The following is a 16,696-nucleotide window of genomic DNA, read 5'->3' on the forward strand; positions in this document are numbered from 1 at the left end:
GCGAGAGTCCCGACTGACGAGCTTCTGAATTGAATGGGTCAAGCCTCAGATTCCTATCCCGGCTCAATATACCGCCGCTTGAGTTGCAGTATGCACTGTGCGCACTGGCCGCGACCCAAAGTCATACGCATGGCGCACGGCATGCACAGGCTCGCCCCTTCGATCTCCAATGCAGAAGGTCGCCGGGCCGTGTGCTTACCCGATCGCCAGACCCTGTACCTGGCCTGACGAGTACGACCGGGTAAGTGGAGCAAGATCGAAACGCGCGTCGAACTCGTCGACGAGATAGGCGCCGATCGGCAGCGCGGAGGTCGCCGCCGGAGACGGTGCGTTGCATACGTGCAGACTGCGCTGCGACGAACGGATCAGGAAGTCATGCACCATGCTGCCGTCCGCCATCACGGCCTGCGCACGTACGCCGGACGGGTAAGGCTCGAGGTCGGACAGCTCGAGTTCCGGGCAGTATCGGCGGCACAGTTCGAGGTAACCCCTTTTCCACAGCGAGTTGCGCATCTCGATGAGCCCCGATGCTCCGTGTGTTCCAAGCATCTTCCAGAAGCCCGGGAACGCTGCCATGCCGGCGAGATCCTTCAGATTTGCGTCGCGCCAGCGGTAGCCCTCGCGCGCGAGCGCCAGCACGGCGTTTGGACCCACCGTGATATATCCTCCGATCATTCGCGTCAGGTGCACGCCGAGAAAAGGCAGCGCGGGATCTGGCACCGGATAGATCAGGTGCTTCACGATGTCGTTCTTCGCCGCTGGCAACCGATAGTATTCACCGCGAAACGGCACGATCCGAAAATCGAGATCGACATTGCACATCTTCGCGAGGCGATCCGCCATCAGCCCTGCGCAGACGATGGCGTGCTTTGCCCGGAAGCGCCCGCCGGACGTTTCCGCGGTAATGCCGTTTTCGTCCTCGTGGAGCGCGTCGACACGCTGGTTCAGCAGAATCTGCGCGCCTTGCTCCTGCGCGAGTCGGGCCATCGTCGTGGTCATGCCCGGATAGTCGGCGATGCCGCTCGCCGCCACGCGGATCGCCGCGCGCCCCGCGATGCGCGGTTCGAGTTCTCTCAACGCCGCCTCATCAAGCATATGCGGTTCGAGCCGATTTTGCTCGCAACGTGCGTAGAGCGCATTCAGCCTTTCGATTTCGACGTCTTCGGTCGCGACGATCAGCTTGCCGCATTGATCGACCCGCACGTCATGGCGGCGGGCAAACTCATAGGTCGCGTCAGCGCCTCGCCTGCAGAACTCGGCCTTGAGGCTTCCCGGCGCGTAGTACACGCCGGCGTGGATCACGCCGCTGTTGTGACTGGACTGGTGAGCTGCGAGTGAGGCCTCCTTCTCGAGCAGCAGCACGCTCAGGCCCGGATGACGTTCGATCAGTTGCATGGCCGTCGAAACGCCGACGATGCCACCGCCCACGATCAGGACGTCCGCGTCATAGCCGCGGTGATGCTGGACGGTCGTCATTGTGCGAACACTCCGCGTTGGCGCATCAGTTCACGATGAAGCGCCGGATGCTTCTGGAACGGCGCCCGGCCGTGCAGCCAGAAATAGTTGTTGAGGACCACGAGGTCGCCCACGGGAAGCGGTACTTCGCGCGTCGCGGACGACGCTTCCATCGACGCCGACAAGTCGTGCAGATACACCGCTTCGGCGGATGAACGGGGCTGCACGAATTGATCGATGAACGACATCGCCAGGCCATACTCACTCTGGAAAAACACGGGGCGTTCGATCTGCGCGTCGACGTTCTTCGAACCGGGCGCCTTGTAGAGAAACGGCCGGGTGCCGAGTGGATCGTCGAGGAACGTGTCCCGCTCGCTCCAGTCGTCGATATGCATGAAGCGCGACTCGCCGCCGACCGCGTTCTCCTCCGCGAACTTCATCATGAGCAGCCATTCGGTCGGCTCGTCGACAAAAGTTCCGTCTGTATGCAGCGTGAACAAACGGTACGCCTGACGAAGGTAGGAGTCGCTGTTGTCCGTGTCCTTCACGAGGAAGCGAGCGTAATACGTGCCGGACATTGCGTCGTGATTCGCCGGTCCAAGCAGGTACCCGACTGCCGTTCCGAAACGGACGAAGTCGCGAGGGTCGGCGCTCACGTCCTGGACGCCCAGCGTGAATCCGCCGGTGGATCGGTCCCGCACGAGTTGCCGAAGTGCTGAGACGAAATCGTCGCCGACTGCGCGCGCGAGCGCGTCCGCAACCATAAAGCGCATGAACGGCACGTATTCGAGGTTCTGAAGGTCGATGTCTTTGACTGAAGAAAAGAATTTCTGCAGCGCGTCAGGTTGCACCGTGATATGACGCAGACGTTCGTGATGAGGATGACGCTCGATCGAAAACTTCAGTTGCGAATCGACCGCTGCGGTCATCGGCAATGCTGTGACGGCGCTCATGAAGGTGTCCTTGGGAAGAAAGTATGTCTATTTGACTCCTTATCTGTGATTGGTTAAACACGTATAAACTGCATTTTTATTCGTAGAATGAGATTAAAGATGATCGATAGCCGGCAACTCAAACTATTCGTTGCGTTGGCCGAAGATTTGCACTTCGCTCGCACAGCCGACCGGCTCGATATCGCACAATCGGTGCTCAGCCAGCAGATCAAGAGGCTTGAAACCGATCTCGGCGTACGGCTGCTCAACCGCAACAAACGCGCGGCGATCACGCTGACCGATGCGGGGGACGTTTTTCTGGTCGAAGCCAAGGCCGCACTGCGACAACTGGAGCGCGCCGACCGCGTCGGGCGTCTGGCAGCAAGAGGAGAAGCAGGTCACGTTGCGCTCGGCTATATCGGCTCGGCCGTAACAACTGGGCTGCTGCCCGATACGCTCAGGGCATTCAGGATGGCGAGCCCGGACGTCCGCATGCACGTCGTGGCGATGGAAACACCGACGCAACTGGAACGTTTGTCGGACGGGACCATCGATGTCGGTTTCATTCGGCCCCGCGCGCACTATCCCGATGGGGTCACAGCCAGAGTCGTTCAGAGCGAACGCCTGCTGATTGCGCTGCCGGCGGACAGCCCACTCGTGCGCGTGAAAGCCGTGAAGGCTTCCCAGTTGCGGGGGGTGTCATTCATTGCGCCGCAGTTCAATGAGGCGGCCGGCTTCGCGGAAGATCTCGCCAGACTCGGCCGCGTCGGCGGGTTCGATGCGCAACCGGAGTATCGGGTCAACGATTTCATTACTGCGGTCAGCATGGCGTCGGCGGGCTACGGCGTAGCGCTCGTGCCTCAATCCATCCAGGGATTCGCTCAACCCGGCGTGGTGTTCAAACCTTTAAGCGACTTCGAAGATCAGGTCGAAATCGCGGTGGCGTATCGCGTTCGCGAGCATTCGCCTTGCGTGCGGGGATTCATCGATACTGCGCTGTCATACGGCGGCCTCACGAAGCGCCCGGGGACGCGCCGCACGACGCGTTAGAGAGCCTCGTCTGTCGTCTGTCCGTGCACTGCGCCGCGCGTCGCCCGGCTCTCCTTGGCGCTGCAACCGAATTGCGTGTGATACCAGCGGGAAAATGCGCTCGGTGCGGAAAAACCGAGCAGGGTCGCTACCTCGGTCAACGGACGATCGCTCTCGATGACATGACGCGTGCTCAGTTCCTTGCGGATGTCGTTGACGATCGACGAGAAGCTCTGCCCCTGTTCCGCGAGCCGGCGCTGGACCGTGCGGCACACCACGCCGAGGTGCTCGGCCACCTGTTCGATGCCGCAGCGTCCACTGGGTAACAGCAGCAGGATCGTGCGCCGCACGTCCTCAAGCATGGTTGGCTGCTGCGACATGACAGACGCGTCTAGCAACTGCTGCGCATAGCGCGCCATCGCCGGATCGGCTGACGGGTTGCGTGCGTCGAGATCGTCCTTCGCGCAGATGATGCAGTTGAAGTCATAGTCGAACTCGACGCAACTGCCAAAAAACCGTTGGTGTGTACTAGCGTCGCGCGGCGCCGGATGTTCGAAGCATACGCGCCGCGGTTGCCAGTCGGTCTTGAGGAGCTGGCGTATCAACTGCACCATGACACCTAGTGCCAGTTCAACCCTTTGGCGCGTGGGCTGATGCGCACTGCCAGCAATGACCACCTCGCGAATGATGACCAGTTCGCCGCATTCCTCGACCGCCAGCGACAGCGCACCGTTGAGCAAGGCCTGGTAGCGCATCAGCATGTTGAGCGAGTCGCGCAGCGTTGCCTGGTCGCGGATCAGCAATCCTACAGCCCCAAGGTTCGACAAGAGGCGCGACTCGGCCATGCACAGTCCGAAACTCTCGTTGCCTGACAGGGTTGCGGACGCCTGGAGCAGTTGTCCGACGCGCTCGACCGGAATCATGAGGTCCGGCTCGCGCAGTACGCCCGGACTTAACCCCGCGTCAAGAAGCATCCGCACCGGGTCCAGTCCGGCTGCACGAGCGACCTCGCTGTAGTTGGTTAAGCTCGCAGCGCGGACAAGTGTCGACATCGGAAAACTGAATGGAAGACTGGCACAAAATGATAAGTCCGTGTCATGTAATGTCAAGCGGGGGAAACCCATCACACCCACACTACCAAGCTTGATTGGTCCGATCGACAACCGGACCGTCTGAACACGCGAGGCATCAGGACCGTGGCCGGTATTCAAAAAATATCAGGAGACAAGCATGAACGTGATACCCGATGGCCCGGAGGCTCGCAACAACGACGACTACCTGACGAGCAGGCGGCAAGCCTGGTTTGCATTTGCGCTGACCTTCGCGCTCATGATGTTCGATTTTATCGATCGACAGGTCATCGTCTCGCTATTTCCTCACATCAAGAGCGAATGGCATCTGAGTGACAAACAGCTGGGTTCACTGGTTTCCATCATTTCCATCGTGGTGGGTGCGGGGGGATTGCCGGTAGCGCTGGTGGCCGACCGCATGGGCCGTGTGAAAAGCATCGTGGTGATGGCTATTGCATGGAGCCTGGCCACTATCTCGTGCATGTTCACGGCCAATTACAGTCAATTATTTGTGGCGCGCGCGATGGTGGGGGTGGGTGAAACCGGCTATGGCTCAGTAGGAGCGGCCCTTATCTCGACACTGTTTCCCAAGCGCTTGCGCAGCGCCGTGCTCGGCGCCTTCTTCGCTGCTCCATCGCTGGGTTCAGTGCTGGGCGTGGTGTTGGGGGGCATGATCGCGGCCAGGTGGGGCTGGAAGGCCGCCTTTGGTGTGGTCGGTGTACCAGGGCTCGTGCTGGCATTGCTTTATCTGCTCGTGCGCGACTACAAGACGGTGGCACTGACGCCAGCCTCGAACCAGGTGACCCAGTCGCTGGGTGGGACGCTCAAGCACATCTTTGGCACGCTGGCGCGCACGCGCACGCTGCTGTGGCTTTGTGCCGGAGCGGCGGCAGAACTGATTACGGTGTCGGCCATCTGGTCGTGGCTGCCCAGCTACCTGAATCGTTTCCACGGCATGGCCCCGGAGGCTGCGGGCAAGGCCGCAGCGGCGGTGGTATTGGTCGGCGCCTTTAGCTGCACGTTCTGGGGCATTGTGGTGGGACGCCTGGCAGTTCGCACACCGCGCAACAAGCTGCCCGCGCTGTCCGTGCTGTGCCTGGTCACATCGGTGATCTTCATGGTGGCGTTTGGCGGCACATACACGGGCGATGCACAGTTCAAGCTGATCCTTCTTGGCGCTTTTTTCATGAACTGCACCGTCGGTGTGGTCGCCGGCGTTGCGATGGACGTCATTCACCCAGGTGTGCGCTCTACCGGCGCGGCCGTCCTTTCCCTGTTTCAAAACGTGTTTGGCCTGGCCGTGGGTCCGTTCCTGGCGGGTGTCCTGTCCGACCAATGGGGTTTGCAGAACGCACTGACATTCATTCCTCTGTGCAGCGTACTGGCCGCGGTGTTTTTTGTCATCGCAATGCGCAGTTACGACGCGGATTCGGCCCGGATCTCCGATGTGAAGCTGGATGTGGCGCCATCCCTCGCCGGCACCCTGAACACCGGCCCTGCAACCTGATTTGGGGGCATTGGGGCAAGGAGACGCTTTGAACAAACGGAGTCATTGGCTTTCCGAAAGAGAATTGGGTCCGTTCCTGGCGGGTGTCCTGTCCGACCAATGGGGTTTGCAGAACGCACTGACATTCATTCCTCTGTGCAGCGTACTGGCCGCGGTGTTTTTTGTCATCGCAATGCGCAGTTACGACGCGGATTCGGCCCGGATCTCCGATGTGAAGCTGGATGTGGCGCCATCCCTCGCCGGCACCCTGAACACCGGCACTGCAACCTGATTTGGGGGCATTGGGGCAAGGAGACGCTTTGAACAAACGGAGTCATTGGCTTTCCGAAAGAGAATTGTCAACGACAAGCATTACTGAGTGTTTGGATCGCCAACCCCATCCCCCAATTTCTTTCCTTACACCCAACCTGCCATTGGAGACGTGACATGAACTTTCTCGACGGTTCTCTTTACCCTGAAAACCAGCAACCTCTGATCATCACGGCCGCGCCTTATGCTCCAGGATGGCTGCCCTCCGATTTTCCCGAAGACATCCCGGTCACGATGGAGCAGCAGATCCAGAAGGCCGTGGATTGCTATAACGCCGGCGCCACTGTGCTCCACCTGCACGTGCGCGAACTCGACGGCAAGGGCAGCAAGCGCCTGTCGAAGTTCAACGAGCTGATCGCCGGCGTGCGCGCCCGAGTACCCGAGATGATCATCCAGGTGGGCGGCTCGATCAGCTTCGCGCCTGAGACCGAAGGTGCTGCAGCCAAATGGCTGAGCGACGACACGCGCCACATGCTGGCCGAACTCGATCCCAAGCCCGACCAGGTCACGGTGACGGTCAACACCTCGCAGATGAACGTCACCGAACATGCGGAGCTGGCGGATTTCAAGGGCACGTCGAGAGAAAATCCCGCGATCTACAACGCCTACAAGGAGATGACGGTGCCGGCTCAGCCCGGCTGGGCCGAGGAGCACATTCGCCGTCTGAGCGAAGCCGGCATTCAGAGCGCCTTCCAGTGCTACAACATCAACAGCTTCGAGTCGGTGGAGCGGCTAATTCGGCGTGGCATCTATAAGGGCCCGCTGGTCATGAACTGGGTGGCGATCAGCGGCGGTATGGACGCACCGAATATCTACAACCTGGCCAACTTTGTGCGCGCCACGCCGGACGGCGCGGTGCTGACAGTCGAGAGCTCAGTGCGCAACGTGCTGCCGGTCAACATGATGGGGATTGCGCTGGGCCTGCACGTGCGCTGCGGCACCGAGGACTGTCTCTGGAACCAGGCGCGCACGAAGAAGATCAGCACGGTCGAGCAGATCGAGCAACTGGTACGCATCTCGCGCGAGTTCGGCCGCGAGGTGGCGACCGCCCAGCAGGCGCGCGAAATCAGCAAGATCGGTGTGTTCTACGACACGGCGGAAGAGACCTTGCTGGCCAACGGCTTCGCGCCCAACCGCAACGGTGGTAACCAGGGCTTCCTGCGCAAGGCCATCTGAATTTTTGAATGCACCTTGGTGTGAGGCTAGCGCGCGCCCTCGGCTATGTGCCGGAGTGACGGCACGTCGAGAATCGTCAAGTACCGAGTCGGCCGAAAGCAACCCCTGCTGCGTGAGCAGGCGCGGTGCCTTATTCACGGTCTGGCGCGCGCCGCAAGCACTGAGGCCAGGTCGCCTTGAGACATGCTGCCGGGGGTTGATTGCATGGGCGCGAGACTATGCAGGAATCTGCATCCATTTCGATCCGATCTCACAAGCAAATAGAACCTCTATCGTGCTAGTTTGACCATGCGCAGTATCGGTTGCGGATGCGCGAGTATAGAAACAGGTCAATTGGGACAACATGCACCCGGCATGGCGCAGAGAATCGCCTGTGAGGGCATCGAATCTTCGCCAGTGGGGCGGTCGCCCAGAACAACGAAACGTGTTCCGTTTCATTAACGAGAGTGAAGATGACCAACGGCGTAGGTGGTAGTGATCAGCAAACGGCATTGGCGCGACTCTTGCCGTGTGCGAGTGAGATTGAGGAAATCAGTGCAGTTGAACATCTGACGCGGATAAGTAAATTGCAGAGAAATATGACGGATGCTGGCGTCGATGCGGTCTACGTCAATGCGGGGACTAATCTGCTTTATTTCACTGGAATAGAATGGCACCCCAGTGAAAGGCTTCTTGGTGCCATCATCCCTGCGAAGGGGAGTTTGATCTACATCGCACCGTGGTTCGAGGAAAGGACGTTGCGCGATCGCGTGAAGGTTGAAAGCGACGTCATGTGCTGGCACGAAGACGAAAGCGCGTATGCGGCATTTTATAAAGCCTTGCTTGCAATCGGCATAGCGCCAGTTCACGGAAGTCGCGCGAAAATTGCTATCTGCGGAACCGCCTCGGCATCGGTTTATTTTGGATTGAAGGAATTATCGGAGAATTATGAATTAGTCTGCGCCGACGCTTTGATTGGGTCTTTGAGAAAGAACAAATCGCGCACGGAGATTGCAATCATGCAGGCCGCTAAAGACATGACTTTGCAGGTTCAGCGGGCGGCGGCAAGCATCTTGCGCGAGGGAATTAGCACGGTGGATGTTTGTGACTTCATAGACCGGGCGCATCGGAAAGTGGACGCGGCAGGGTCGCATTTCTGCATCGTTCTGTTTGGGGAGGCAACATCCTATCCACATGGGGTCAAAGAGCCGCAAGTTCTCAAACGCAATGACGTGGTCCTGATCGACACCGGCTGCAAGTACAAGAACTATGTTTCCGATATCACGCGCACCTACGTTTTCGGTGATGCAAACGATCGGCAGCGATTTGTATGGAACGCAGAAAAGGCAGCACAAGCCGCTGCTTTTGATGCTGCACAGTTGGGTGTTTCATGTGCAGAGGTCGATCGCGCGGCGAGACGTTGCCTGGAAACCTATGGATTCGGTCCTGGCTATCAGCTACCGGGTTTGCCGCATCGGACTGGCCACGGCATTGGCCTCGACTTGCATGAGGCGCCGTATCTGGTGGGGAACGACGAAACGTTGCTGGAAGTTGGGATGTGTTTTAGCAATGAACCCATGATCTGCATTCCCGGCGAATTTGGAGTGAGGCACGAAGATCACTTCTACATGACCGAGGAGGGACCGAGGTGGTTTACCCGACCCGCATATTCCATCGACGATCCTTTTCGCGTCGCGTAGGTTCGACGGACGAACACTTCCGGGCGTTGTCACCGGAACCCGGAGACGGAGATATCAACTGCAATAGCAAAGGCCCGCTCTCATACAAGATACGGGCCTGTTTCAGGACGCCGGGCGGGCCGGCTGAATTCTTACTTGCCTGATTGCGACGTGCTGCTGGTATCGGCGCCGCAAGCAGTGGTGTTGCTGTTCTGCTGCGCGACGAATGCCAAATTGCATGCTGGCGGTGTATCGAGACGCAAAAGCTAAAACTCTCCCTTATGTCATTACCGCCGCAAAAACGGCTCCCAGGAACGGAAGGATGGCGTCCGAGACCGGTTGCAGATGGCGCCGCAGATGGTGGACTCGGTGGCTGGCGCGAGCGTAGGTTTAACGGCTTGCCAGAGCGTCGGCCCTGACTCCAAGCCTGCTTGTTGTCACACCTCGCTTTTCGATGAGTCGGCTCGCAGGAACGGCGCCTCGTGAACAATGTCACCTTGGTAGAACGCCGGAAAACGGTCCAGTTGCCGCTGCGCATCAACGGGGTCGATACCGTCTTTCAAAACTGCACTGGAAAAACCTGTTCGCTCCATCTGGATGAGCTGATCGGCCAGCACATCGCCAGTCGCTCGCAAGTCGCCTTTGAAAAGTAGTCGCCGGCGTATCAGGTATGCCTGACTGTACGCTCGACCATCCGTGAATTGTGGAAAGTGCAGTTCGACACGCTCTGCGTTCTCGATCTCATCCTTGCGTGAGACAGGATCAATGTCATTTGCGATTACAACCACGAGTTCGCCGGAATCCAGCGCATGGTCGAAGGATGTTAAAAGTCTGATGCGTGTCGGGCTAGTCATGCTGTTTTCTCTGTTATCGAGCGAGCGCTGTTCGCCGCGGCCTTGAATGGATCCAGCCCAACGCGCCGAACCGTTTGAATGAAGGACTCGCGCCGTGAGCTCGAATCCGCCCGGATATCCAGATAGGTCGAAAGTAGCGCCTCGATTACGTCAGGGACCTCGTGCGCCGAGAACGATGGTCCGATTACTTTTCCCGGCTGAGTAGCACCACTTGCCAAGGAGCCATCGGAACCGCCGAGCGTCACCTGGTACCATTCCTGGCCGTCCTTGTCGACGCCGAGAATCCCAATGTGGCCGCTGTGGTGATGACCACACGAATTGATGCAGCCGCTGATGTGCAGGTCGATTTCCCCGATGTCATTGAGTTCATCCAGGTCCTGGTAACGCTCGGTGATAGCCTGCGCGATCGGAAGCGACCGGGCATTGGCGAGCGCGCAAAAATCTCCTCCGGGGCACGAGATCATGTCTGTGAGCAGGTGCACGTTGGCGCTGGCAAGTCCCGCGCCGCGCGCCGCTTCCCATAATGGCAGGAGATCGTTCGCGTGAACCCACGGCAGCACGATGTTCTGTGTATGCGTGACGCGCGCTTCTCCGGCGGAGAAGCGGTCGACCAGATCGGCCACGAGGTCGAGCTGATCGGCCGACGCGTCGCCAGGTGCCTGAAGCAGGCGCTTGAACGACAGCGTCACGATCCGCATCGACGGATCCTTGTGAGGTGCGACGTTGCGTTCCAGCCAGCGCTGGAGCTGGGGTGTCTGAGCGGCGGTCGTGCGCAGCGTCGCCGCCACCTGCGGATCCACCGGACGACCGGAAGCGGTCCGCGGTGGCGGAATGAAATACGCGCTGACACGATCGAGTTCCGCTTGCGGAATGGTATGGGGGCCACCGTCGTGTTCGACAATCTGGCGAAACTCTGCTTCGACCTCGTCGATGTAGCGTTGACCCTCAGCCTTTACGAGAATCTTGATCCGCGCTTTGTACTTGTTGTCTCGGCGACCGTATTGGTTATATACGCGTACCACGGCCTCTATGTAATTCATGATGTGCCGCCAGGGCAGAAATTCCCGCAGTACCGTACCGATCACAGGCGTGCGACCCATACCACCGCCGACGGTGACGCGAAAACCCATTTCGCCGTTGTTTCCGTACCGTAGGCAAAGCCCTACGTCATGCCATTCTGTGGCGGCACGGTCTTCACTGGCGCCGGAAATCGCGATCTTGAACTTGCGAGGCAGGAACGCAAATTCAGGGTGCAAGGTAGTCCACTGGCGCATGATTTCGGCGAATGGGCGCGGATCCTCAATTTCGTCTGGTGCGACACCAGCGCGTTCATCGCAGGAGATGTTGCGGATACAGTTTCCGCTTGTCTGGATGCCATGCATGTTGACTGTAGCGAGCAGGTCCATAACATCGGCCGCTTTCGACAGTGGAATCCAGTTGAACTGGACATTGGTGCGTGTTGTGAAATGGGCGTGATGTGTTGGCAGGTGCGCAGTGCCCAGTTTGCTCTGCGCTTCCAGCGCCGCGCGGTAGACGTCTGCCGCAGGCTCGTCGTAGTCTCGCGCTACGCGCGCCAGCACGCGAAGCTGTGCGCTCGATAATTCTCCATACGGAACAGCGACGCGCAGCATGGGGGCATGCCGCTGCACATACCAGCCGTTTTGCAGGCGCAGTGGGCGGAACTCGTCTTCGCTCAGCTTGCCGTCTTGCCAGCGTTCGATCTGGTCGCGAAACTGCGCGGCGCGGCTCAGCAGGAACGCCTTATCAAATTCGCTGTATTCGTACATGGTCGATATGGAAAGCAGACTACCCGAGTACAAAGCACTTCAATGCGCTAACGACAATAATGTGAGACGGTCTTCGCTACAAGAAGCAGTTGCCGTCTGTAACGGCGTAGCAGTTAAGAAAGTTCAAGACCGCCGAACTACTGTCGTCTGAAGGTGTGTTTTGCCAGTCTGCTAATTTGCATCGCGATATTTGTGAGTCGCCCCGCCAGGTTTCAGGGTGCGCGGCGCACTGACGGGTGCACAAGCAACTTCCCCAAGGAACGTATCGCGTCGTCAATATGAGGGGTCCAAGGATGTCCGTAGTTCAGGCGGATGCAATTCTCGAACGCATGGGTGGCTGAGAAAATCGGCCCGGGAGCAAGGCTGATTCCGCGCTCAATCGCAAGGCGGTGAAGCTCCATCGCATCGATGGGTTCCGGGAACTCAAGCCAGATGAAATATCCCCCGGTAGGATGCGCCCTGCGCACGCCTCGAGGCAACCATCGACGAATCGAGGTGTCGAGTTCTTGCAACTGGGTACGCAACGCGCTGCGAACTTTCCTCAGGTGTCGATCATAACCACCGTGTTGAAGGTAATCAGCAATGCCGGCTTGAACGGGAATGCTGGCCGACAACGTGGTCATCAGTTTTAGTTTTTGTACCCGGTCGGTAAACCGGCCAGCAGAGGCCCAACCGATCCGGTAGCCGGGAGCAAGGGTCTTGGAAAACGATCCGCAATGCATGACGAGGCCTTTGTGGTCAAAAGCCAACGCGGGTAGGGGATATTCTGCCTGGAAATGCAACTCTCCGTAGACGTCGTCCTCGATCAGCGGGACTTCGTGTTTCGCGAGCAATTCGACCAGCGTTTTCTTCTTCTCGAGTGAAAGTGTGACGCCTGTGGGATTCTGGAAGTTCGTCATGAACCAGCAGGCCCGGATTGGATGTTTGTCCAACGCGTCGGAAAGCGCATCGAGGTCGAGGCCAGTAACCGGATCAACCGGAATCTCGACAGCGCGCAGATCGAGGCGCTCGATCGCCTGAAGGGCTGCGTAAAAGCCGGGCGACTCCACGGCAACGACGTCACCTGGACGCGTCACTGCCATGAGACAAAGATTCAGCGCTTCAAGAGCCCCGTTGGTGACGACGATCTCCTCCATAGGCTGCGAGATGCCCATACCCATGTAGCGAAGTGCAATCTGCCGTCGCAGGTGCTCGTTGCCTGGCGGCAAATCGACGACCGTACTCCATGGGCTGATGAGGCGCGCGGCATGGGCGAGCGACTTCGCAAGTCTTGGCAAAGGGAAGAGGTACGGTGAGGGGAAGGCAGACCCAAGTGGCACGATTCCAGGCTGCTTTGCGGCATCAAGTACCGAGAAGACCAGGTCGCTGATGTCCACCTTGCTGGTTTCAACTGGCGAGGGGGCGCGATGCCGTGACCCGCTGTTGATACCCGCGCCGGGTGCGACGTAATAGCCTGAACGTTCCTGAGCCCGTACGAGCCCCCATTCTTCCAGGAGGTAGTACGCCCGTGATGCCGTTGATTGGCTGACGCCGTGTTGTGCGATCACCTGACGTAAGGAGGGCATACGCGAGCCGACGGCAATGCTGCCCGAGCGGATTTCGGTAGCCATTGCGTTTGCAAGTGTTTCGTACCGTGTCATTGGCTTTATCGTCTCCGTTCGTGAGAACTGCTGCGATAAAAGAATTCCGATCTGCTGCTTTGGCAACCGACGTCATTTTCTTATGCTTCGTAGAAGATGAAAAGGGCCATTCCCCTCCAGATTCCGCGACTTATTGTCCATCCGCACCGACAACCGTCCCCGCCATCTGCTCCTGAGTAAGTAGCTAGAGCGCCTTCGGCTGTCATCCAACATTCTTCTGATCTGGATAAGAAAAATGAGTGAAGTCTCTGCCGATACTGTCGTCGATCACCACGGCGCGCATGCTGTTCCAATCGGGTGGCGCCGATGGATATTTGCGACGAATCACAAGGATATCGGGACGCTCTATTTGCTGTTCGCGATGACTAACCTGATGATCGGTGGTGTGATGGCCCTGATGATCCGGGCTGAGTTGTTTGAGCCTGGCCTGCAGATCATGCGGCCGGAGTTCTTTAACCAGCTCGTCACGGAACACGGCCTCATCATGATCTTCGGAGCGATCATGCCTGCGTTCGTGGGCTTCGGAAACTGGATGATTCCGCTGCAGATCGGGGCTTCCGATATGGCGTTTGCACGCATGAACAACCTGAGCTTCTGGTTGTTGCCGGTATCCAGCGTGCTGCTGCTCGGTTCGTTCTGGGCGCCGGGCGGCGCGGCTGCGGCGGGATGGACGATGTATGCGCCGTTGTCGACGCAGATGGGCCCGGGAATGGATCTGTCAATCTTCGCGATTCACATTGCGGGTGCATCTTCGATCATGGGCGCGACGATGACGATCGCGGTGCCGACCGGCGTGAAGGTCTTCAACTGGACCGCGACAATGTGGCGGGGTTCGTTGAGCTTCGAGACGCCGATGCTTTTCGCCATCGGATTTATTTTTGTCTTTCTGATCGGTGGACTGACCGGGATTACGCTGGCGATGGCACCGTTGAACGTAGCATTGCACGGTACGTACTATATCGTTGCGCACTTTCACTACGTGATGGTTGCAGGTTCGCTGTTTAGTATCTTCGCTGGCTGGTACTACTGGGACCGAAGTGGACCGGGTTCATGTACCCCGAGCTCCGAGGCAAGATCCACTTCTGGGGTTCGATGATCTTCTTCAACATTGCTTTTTTCCCCATGCATTTTCTCGGACTTGCCGGGATGCCCCGGCGGTATGCGGACTACCCGGCTCAATTTACCGACTTCAACCAGATAGCGACAATTGGCGCGTTTGGCTTTGGATTGATGCAGGTTTACTTTCTGTTCTGGGTTGCGTTGCCTACCTATCGCGGAACGGGTCTGGAGAAGGCGTCGGCGAAGCCATGGGATGGTGCTGAGGGACTGGAGTGGACGATTCCCAGCCCGGCACCGTTCCATTCGTTCGAAACGCCCCCGACGGTCGAATGAACAGCCTGTGTCGATTCGGCAAGTCCGATGTCTGGGCACACGGGGAATCCACGTGCGGTCGAGCGACGGGAGATATCGGTGTCAGTGGTAGTGAAGTTCCGCATGATCCGTCTTGCCGCGGAAGACGCGATACCCAAGCGTTGTATAGGCAAGGATGATTGGCACGATGATTACCGCACCGACCAGCGTGAAGGCCTGGCTCGAATGAGGTGCTGCTGCTTGCCAGATCGTGATGCCAGGAAGGATCGCGTACGGCCAGATGGTGGCAAGCAGCCCGATATAGCCCAGCAGGACGAATCCAAGCGCAAGCAGAAACGGTGTGATGCCGTGGCGCGCGTGGACAGCAGATGGTGATATCCATGGCGTAGGTCCGGTAGAAAATTTAGTGACGGTCAATAGTGATCTTTGCGGTTTCCCTAACCGGTGTGGCGGTAGGGTGCCGGCTGCGCTGCAATGAAATGCTGGCTCCGCTGCCGTCGGCCTCGGGTGTGAGGGCGGGGCCGGTGCAGGCAAGCTTGATCATGTAGTAGATGCCGGTGCCGAAGACGAGCGAATAGACCACGACGAACGCGAAGAGCGATACACCGACCTGTTGCGCGGTGATGGGCGAGAGCGCTTGCGAAGTGCGCATGACGCCATAGATTACCCACGGCTGCCGGCCGGCTTCGGTAGTGATCCAGCCCGCGAGCAGACAAATGAACCCGGATGGTCCCATCACCACTACAAAGCGCTGAAACAACGTCGAGTCGAACAGACGGTTACGTCGGCGCAGCACAAAGCCGGCGATGGCCATCAGCGCCATGAGCATGCCAAGTCCTGCCATGATGCGGAAAGTCCAGAAGATCAGGGTGGAATTCGGCCGGTCTGCGGGAGGAACGGATTTCATGCCGACGATTGCGCCGTCCCAGCTATGCGTGAGGATCAAGCTGCCGAGGTGGGGAATCGCCACGCGGTAGCGGGTCGTCTCGGCGGCCATGTCCGGAATGCCGAAGAGATTAAGCGCCGTGCCGCCTTGCTCGGTATCCCAGAGCCCTTCGATGGCAGCGATCTTGATCGGCTGATAGCGTCGGGTGTTCAGGCCGTGCGCGTCGCCGACAAGAATCTGCAGCGGTGCAAGGGCGAGCAGCAGCCACAGCGCCATCGAGAACATTGTGCGTACGGCGGGGTCGCGTCGTCCGCGCAGCAGGTGCCATGCGCCAGTGGCCGCGACAACCAGAGCGGCGACGATGAAGGCTGCGAGCCCCATATGCGCGAGCCGGTAGGGGAACGACGGGTTGAAGACGATTTTCCACCAGTCGACCGGCACCACGCGGTTGTTGACGATGGCGAATCCCTGCGGCGTTTGCATCCAGCTATTCGACGCCAGGATCCAGAACATGGAAATGATCGTCCCGATCGCGACGAGCGCTGTCGCCCCGAAGTGGGCGACGCGGCCGACTCGATTCCAACCGAACAGCATGATGCCCAGGAATCCCGCTTCAAGAAAGAACGCGGTCATGACCTCGTAATCGAGCAGTGGCCCGGTGACGCCGCCGGCGAAGCTCGAGAACCCGGACCAGTTGGTGCCGAATTCGTAGCTCATGACGATCCCGGACACAACGCCCATGCCGAATGCGACAGCAAATATCTTCGACCAGTACAGACACAGGTCCTTGTAGACCTGACGCCCCGTCTTGAGCCACAGGCCTTCGAGAATGGCAATGAAGCTCGAAAGCCCGATGCTGAGGGCGGGAAAGATGATGTGAAACGAAACGGTAAAAGCGAACTGGATTCGCGCAAGTGAAAGAACATCGGTGCCGAACATGATTTGATGCCCGATTAGCCTATACGACCCCGGGGGACCGTCCAGGGTCAGAGTGGAGAGAAGTGCCGGGCAGAATCATTTTT

12 protein-coding genes and 2 pseudogenes are annotated in these 16,696 nt (G+C 58.8%); 6 read left to right on the plus strand and 8 right to left on the minus strand.

What is annotated here, in order from left to right:
- Positions 1-195: 195 nt before the first annotated feature.
- Complete coding sequence (gene lhgO, locus M0D67_RS39165) at positions 196-1,476, minus strand: L-2-hydroxyglutarate oxidase (protein ID WP_266242777.1); 1,281 nt, start codon at positions 1,474-1,476, stop codon at positions 196-198.
- Positions 1,473-2,408 carry a glutarate dioxygenase GlaH gene (glaH, locus tag M0D67_RS39170; protein ID WP_266242781.1) on the minus strand — a complete coding sequence of 312 codons (936 nt, stop codon included), beginning with the start codon at positions 2,406-2,408 and terminating at the stop codon, positions 1,473-1,475. Before glaH ends, lhgO begins: the two co-directional genes overlap by 4 nt.
- Positions 2,409-2,507: 99 nt before the next feature.
- Between glaH and M0D67_RS39175 the strand changes: the two genes are divergently transcribed.
- Positions 2,508-3,437, plus strand: a complete 930-nt coding sequence (locus tag M0D67_RS39175) for a LysR substrate-binding domain-containing protein (protein ID WP_266242783.1) — start codon at positions 2,508-2,510, stop codon at positions 3,435-3,437.
- On the opposite strand, the gene M0D67_RS39180 is transcribed toward M0D67_RS39175, so the two are convergent.
- Positions 3,434-4,468: an AraC family transcriptional regulator gene (locus tag M0D67_RS39180; protein WP_266242839.1), complete on the minus strand. Its 1,035-nt coding sequence runs from the start codon at positions 4,466-4,468 to the stop codon at positions 3,434-3,436. The genes M0D67_RS39175 and M0D67_RS39180 overlap by 4 nt on opposite strands.
- Positions 4,469-4,646: 178 nt before the next feature.
- Here M0D67_RS39180 and M0D67_RS39185 point away from each other — a divergent pair, with 178 nt between their 5' ends.
- The 4 genes from M0D67_RS39185 to M0D67_RS39200 all read left to right on the plus strand — a co-directional run bounded on the left by M0D67_RS39185 (position 4,647) and on the right by M0D67_RS39200 (position 9,157).
- The gene (locus M0D67_RS39185) at positions 4,647-5,993 is read left to right on the plus strand and encodes an MFS transporter (RefSeq protein ID WP_266242786.1); all 1,347 of its coding nucleotides are present in this window, start codon (positions 4,647-4,649) and stop codon (positions 5,991-5,993) included.
- A 28-nt stretch (positions 5,994-6,021) separates the two neighbouring features.
- Entirely contained in the window at positions 6,022-6,264 is a 243-nt protein-coding gene (locus M0D67_RS39190; RefSeq protein ID WP_266242789.1) for a hypothetical protein, read from the plus strand.
- A gap of 155 nt (positions 6,265-6,419) precedes the next feature.
- Entirely contained in the window at positions 6,420-7,478 is a 1,059-nt protein-coding gene (locus tag M0D67_RS39195; RefSeq protein ID WP_266242793.1) for a 3-keto-5-aminohexanoate cleavage protein, read from the plus strand.
- 452 nt (positions 7,479-7,930) lie between these two features.
- A complete protein-coding gene (locus tag M0D67_RS39200) occupies positions 7,931-9,157 on the plus strand; it encodes a Xaa-Pro peptidase family protein (RefSeq protein WP_266242796.1) in 1,227 nt (408 codons plus the stop codon).
- 416 nt (positions 9,158-9,573) lie between these two features.
- Here the strand turns inward: M0D67_RS39200 and M0D67_RS39205 are convergent, their stop codons facing one another.
- The 3 genes from M0D67_RS39205 to M0D67_RS39215 form a co-directional block, all read right to left on the minus strand.
- On the minus strand, positions 9,574-9,990 hold the full coding sequence (locus M0D67_RS39205) for a DUF934 domain-containing protein (protein WP_266242798.1): 417 nt from the start codon (positions 9,988-9,990) through the stop codon (positions 9,574-9,576).
- On the minus strand, positions 9,987-11,777 hold the full coding sequence (locus M0D67_RS39210) for a nitrite/sulfite reductase (protein WP_266242800.1): 1,791 nt from the start codon (positions 11,775-11,777) through the stop codon (positions 9,987-9,989). Before M0D67_RS39210 ends, M0D67_RS39205 begins: the two co-directional genes overlap by 4 nt.
- 212 nt (positions 11,778-11,989) lie before the next feature.
- On the minus strand, positions 11,990-13,417 hold the full coding sequence (locus M0D67_RS39215) for a PLP-dependent aminotransferase family protein (RefSeq protein ID WP_266242802.1): 1,428 nt from the start codon (positions 13,415-13,417) through the stop codon (positions 11,990-11,992).
- Positions 13,418-13,652: 235 nt separating this feature from the next.
- On the opposite strand from M0D67_RS39215, the pseudogene M0D67_RS39220 reads away from it, so the two are divergent.
- Positions 13,653-14,809: pseudogene (locus tag M0D67_RS39220) on the plus strand (cbb3-type cytochrome c oxidase subunit I).
- Between the two features lie 81 nt (positions 14,810-14,890).
- Here the strand turns inward: M0D67_RS39220 and M0D67_RS39225 are convergent.
- Together M0D67_RS39225 and M0D67_RS39230 are read right to left on the minus strand one after the other, a co-directional pair.
- Positions 14,891-15,154: pseudogene (locus M0D67_RS39225) on the minus strand (cytochrome d ubiquinol oxidase subunit II); the annotation flags it as partial.
- Positions 15,155-15,191: 37 nt separating this feature from the next.
- Complete coding sequence (locus M0D67_RS39230; protein ID WP_266242804.1) at positions 15,192-16,613, minus strand: cytochrome ubiquinol oxidase subunit I; 1,422 nt, start codon at positions 16,611-16,613, stop codon at positions 15,192-15,194.
- Positions 16,614-16,696: the final 83 nt, after the last annotated feature.

This window comes from Paraburkholderia sp. SECH4 (genome assembly GCF_030511745.1).
Lineage (GTDB): Bacteria > Pseudomonadota > Gammaproteobacteria > Burkholderiales > Burkholderiaceae > Paraburkholderia > Paraburkholderia madseniana.

What these genes read in the sequence shown, in the direction of transcription:
- M0D67_RS39205 (WP_266242798.1), bottom strand. Translation starts at nt 9,990, where the DNA reads ATGACTAGCCCGACACGCATCAGACTTTTAACATCCTTCGACCATGCG.
- M0D67_RS39185 (WP_266242786.1), top strand. Translation starts at nt 4,647, where the DNA reads ATGAACGTGATACCCGATGGCCCGGAGGCTCGCAACAACGACGACTAC.
- M0D67_RS39200 (WP_266242796.1), top strand. Translation starts at nt 7,931, where the DNA reads ATGACCAACGGCGTAGGTGGTAGTGATCAGCAAACGGCATTGGCGCGA.
- M0D67_RS39230 (WP_266242804.1), bottom strand. Translation starts at nt 16,613, where the DNA reads ATGTTCGGCACCGATGTTCTTTCACTTGCGCGAATCCAGTTCGCTTTT.
- M0D67_RS39175 (WP_266242783.1), top strand. Translation starts at nt 2,508, where the DNA reads ATGATCGATAGCCGGCAACTCAAACTATTCGTTGCGTTGGCCGAAGAT.
- glaH (WP_266242781.1), bottom strand. Translation starts at nt 2,408, where the DNA reads ATGAGCGCCGTCACAGCATTGCCGATGACCGCAGCGGTCGATTCGCAA.
- M0D67_RS39215 (WP_266242802.1), bottom strand. Translation starts at nt 13,417, where the DNA reads ATGACACGGTACGAAACACTTGCAAACGCAATGGCTACCGAAATCCGC.
- M0D67_RS39180 (WP_266242839.1), bottom strand. Translation starts at nt 4,468, where the DNA reads ATGTCGACACTTGTCCGCGCTGCGAGCTTAACCAACTACAGCGAGGTC.
- M0D67_RS39195 (WP_266242793.1), top strand. Translation starts at nt 6,420, where the DNA reads ATGAACTTTCTCGACGGTTCTCTTTACCCTGAAAACCAGCAACCTCTG.
- lhgO (WP_266242777.1), bottom strand. Translation starts at nt 1,476, where the DNA reads ATGACGACCGTCCAGCATCACCGCGGCTATGACGCGGACGTCCTGATC.
- M0D67_RS39210 (WP_266242800.1), bottom strand. Translation starts at nt 11,777, where the DNA reads ATGTACGAATACAGCGAATTTGATAAGGCGTTCCTGCTGAGCCGCGCC.